At 72.9% G+C, this 2,863-nt stretch carries 4 protein-coding genes and 1 pseudogene; 1 reads left to right on the forward strand and 4 read right to left on the reverse strand.

Features of this window, described 5'->3' with window-relative positions; all coding sequences use genetic code 11:
- The 3 genes and pseudogenes from OEY_RS0107235 to OEY_RS0107245 all read right to left on the reverse strand — a co-directional run.
- Window positions 1-269 (reverse strand): annotated as a pseudogene (locus OEY_RS0107235) (TrmH family RNA methyltransferase); the annotation flags it as partial.
- 2 nt (window positions 270-271) lie between these two features.
- Window positions 272-883, reverse strand: coding sequence for a hypothetical protein (locus OEY_RS0107240; RefSeq protein WP_010593223.1), 612 nt, complete (start codon window positions 881-883; stop codon window positions 272-274).
- A gap of 48 nt (window positions 884-931) precedes the next feature.
- A complete protein-coding gene (locus OEY_RS0107245; RefSeq protein ID WP_010593224.1) occupies window positions 932-1,699 on the reverse strand; it encodes an SDR family oxidoreductase in 768 nt (255 codons plus the stop codon).
- Between the two features lie 63 nt (window positions 1,700-1,762).
- Between OEY_RS0107245 and OEY_RS0107250 the strand changes: the two genes are divergently transcribed.
- Entirely contained in the window at window positions 1,763-2,209 is a 447-nt protein-coding gene (locus OEY_RS0107250; protein WP_010593225.1) for a hypothetical protein, read from the forward strand.
- A gap of 20 nt (window positions 2,210-2,229) precedes the next feature.
- Here the strand turns inward: OEY_RS0107250 and OEY_RS28115 are convergent.
- Window positions 2,230-2,863 (reverse strand): lysoplasmalogenase family protein (locus OEY_RS28115; protein WP_010593226.1); only part of this gene is annotated, 634 nt, incomplete at its 5' end.

The raw sequence follows: 2,863 nt of genomic DNA on the forward strand, positions 1-2,863 counted from the left end.
CGCACCACGGTGCCGATGTTCGCGTCGTGCCCGAAATTCTCGATCGCCACGTGCAGCGGATGGCGGCGGGTGTCGATGTCGGCGACGATCGCCTCGCGCGTCCAGTAGCGGTACGCGTCGACGACGTTGCGCCGGTCACCGTGGGCGAGCAGCTCCGGGTCGTAGCGCGGATCCCGCGGGGGCTCGGTGCCGTACTCCTCGACCCACGGACCGTACCCGTGCGGGTGCTCGCCCCACTCGGTGGGACCGGCAACGTCGTCGAGATGCACGGTCAGAACGTCGTGTTCGAGGCGGCAGCGATCGTGAAGCCGTGCCCGGTGGCGTCGTTGACGCAGGAGACTTCGGCGGCGGTGGTCTCGCACGTGTAGCCGAGCTTGCTCAACGTCGATCCGCTCGGCAGGACCGGGTCGTCGCCGCCGGAGGTGTAGACCGACCCACCCGAACACATGAACTCCGCGGGCCCCGCGTCCTGCACGCGAATACCGTTGCCCCAGTTGACCATGCAGTTCTCGGGCCGAGGCGGCACCGGATCCGTGACGCCCTCGCAGCCCGCCTCGGTGCGGGAGGGGAGTTTGACGATCCCGCACCGGAACCCGCCGTCGGGGCTGGTGAAGTAGTACGACTCGTTGCGCTCGTACTGCACGTCGGCCGGCGCCGCCGCAGCGCTCTCGGGCCCTGCCGGGGCGCTCTCGGGGACCGGGGTGGTCGAGGTGGGCTCGGTGGTCGTCGGGGCGGGTGCCACCGTGGTGGTGGTCGTGACGGCCGCGCTCGACGACGACGCGGCAGCCGGCTGCTCCACCCCCTCCGACGAACCTCCGCACCCGGCCAGTGCCAGCACCGCCACCGCGGCCGCACCGATCGACGACATCCGACGCACGTTCACCCGACTCCCTTCCGTCGCTGATCCGTCCGCCACTCTAGCGAGACCGCGTCAGCTGCCGGTCACCCACCGGTTGACCAGGCGATTGAGCCGGGCGGGCGTGACCTGGGCGAAGGCGGCGAACGCCTTCGCCTGCCAGCCCACGGTGTGGTGGACACCGGCCGCCCGCCGGCCCGGACGGGTCAGGTCGTACAGCGCCCGCGCGACGTCGTCGGCGTCGAGCCGGATCCCCAGCCGCCGCGACGCACCGATGTTCATGTCCCGGGTCATCGCCGTCTCGACGAACAGCGGCCACATCGCGACCACCCGGATGTCGTGCGGAGCCCATTCCAGATCGAGGGCCTCGGTCAGCCCGCGCACGGCGAACTTGGTGGCGCTGTAGGTGGCGAGCTCCGGCTGCCCGTACAGCGCCGACGCCGAGCACAGGTTGACCACCTGGGCGCCGGGCGTGCGGCGCAGGTACTCGAACGCGCTGTGGCAGCCGGTGATCGTCCCGGCGACGTTGACGTCGACCATCTGCCGGTGCCGCGCGAGCGGGGTCGTCTCGAACGGACCCGAGGCCAGGACACCCGCGTTGTTGACGAGCAGGTCCAGCGTGCCGTCGGCGCAGAACGCCTTCAGTGTGCGTTCCCAGCCCGCCGCGTCGGTGACGTCGAGGACCGCGGTGACGATGCCGGGTTGCTCCGCGGCGAGCGCCTCGAGGCCCGCGGCATCGACGTCGACGGCGGCGACCCGGTAGCCACGGCGGGCGAGGAGCAGGGCGGTGGCGCGGCCGATCCCCGCGGCGGCACCGGTGACGAAGGCAGTGGGCGAATTCATGAGTGCAGCGTAGCGACGCCGAACGTGGCGCAGGTCACGGACTATCCTGGCATCGGAGGAGCAATGAGCCACGTTCGAGTCGTTCGTGCCGTCGCGTTCGTCACCGCCGGATATCTCGTCGTCCTGGCCCTGTGGCTGGGGCTGTTCGTCGGCAGCTCTCCCGAGGGCACCGTCCCCTACCAGATCATGTTCCTGCTGGCCGCGTACGGCTCGGCGCTGGGCATCGCCATGATCCTCGCCGGGCGGCCGTCGCGCGCCGACCGCCGTCTCGCCCGCCGCGGCCTCGAGGGCTGGGCGACCATCATCTCGGCTCGGCACCTCGGGCACACCGTGGACAACGGCGAGCTCACCGAGCTGGATCTCGATCTGACGGTGCCGGGTTCCGAGCCGTACCACGGACGGGTGCTCTACGAGGTCGCCCGCGAGGATCTCGACCGGTTCGAGCCGGGCCGGGTCGTGGGCATCCGCGTCGACCCGCGCGACCGGGACCGCATCGTCCTCTGCCCGTAGGCGACCGGTGTGTCCGTCGCCTACGCGGACAGCCGGGGCGCGACGGCGCCCTCCCGCCCGAGCGCGAGCTTGCCTTCGACGAGGAGCAGCTGGGCCAGCGCGTAGGTCGCGAGCACGAACCCCTCCGCCGCGGCGCGCGCCCCCTCCGAGCGCAACAGCACCCGCCGCGCGACGATGGTGCCGTCGGAGAGCGTGAACACCAGGCCGCCGAGCCCCAGCCAGCTGCGCCGGTCCCGGCCCGGGATCGGCAGGTCGGCCAGCCGGCGGGCGCCGGGGGCGAGCGACGGGTCCGCGGCGAGTGTCGCGGTGGTCCCGAGCAGCGCACCGTAGCCCGTCAACGGGGCCGCCACCCGGGGCGCCTTCACGCCGAGCAGGCCGGCGGCTCCGAGCGCCGCGACGGCCCGCGGCACCGCCGCCGACCGGGTCGGACGGGCCCCGCGACGGGCCAGCAGCGCCGAGTAGCAGACCTGCATCACGGCGAACGAGGACGCACCGCGCAGCAGCCGCGCGTCGTCGTCCGGGTCGATCATGAACACGTCGCCGACGGTCGCGCCGGTCAAGGCGAGCAGCAGCAGGGCGGTGTCCGACCGGTCGGTGTGCGGGGCGTGCCGCAGCACCCGGACCGCCAGCGACGGCCCGATCAGCGGCTTTGGG

Origin of the sequence: Rhodococcus sp. P14, from assembly GCF_000256505.1 — a bacterium.
GTDB lineage: Bacteria > Actinomycetota > Actinomycetes > Mycobacteriales > Mycobacteriaceae > Rhodococcus > Rhodococcus ruber.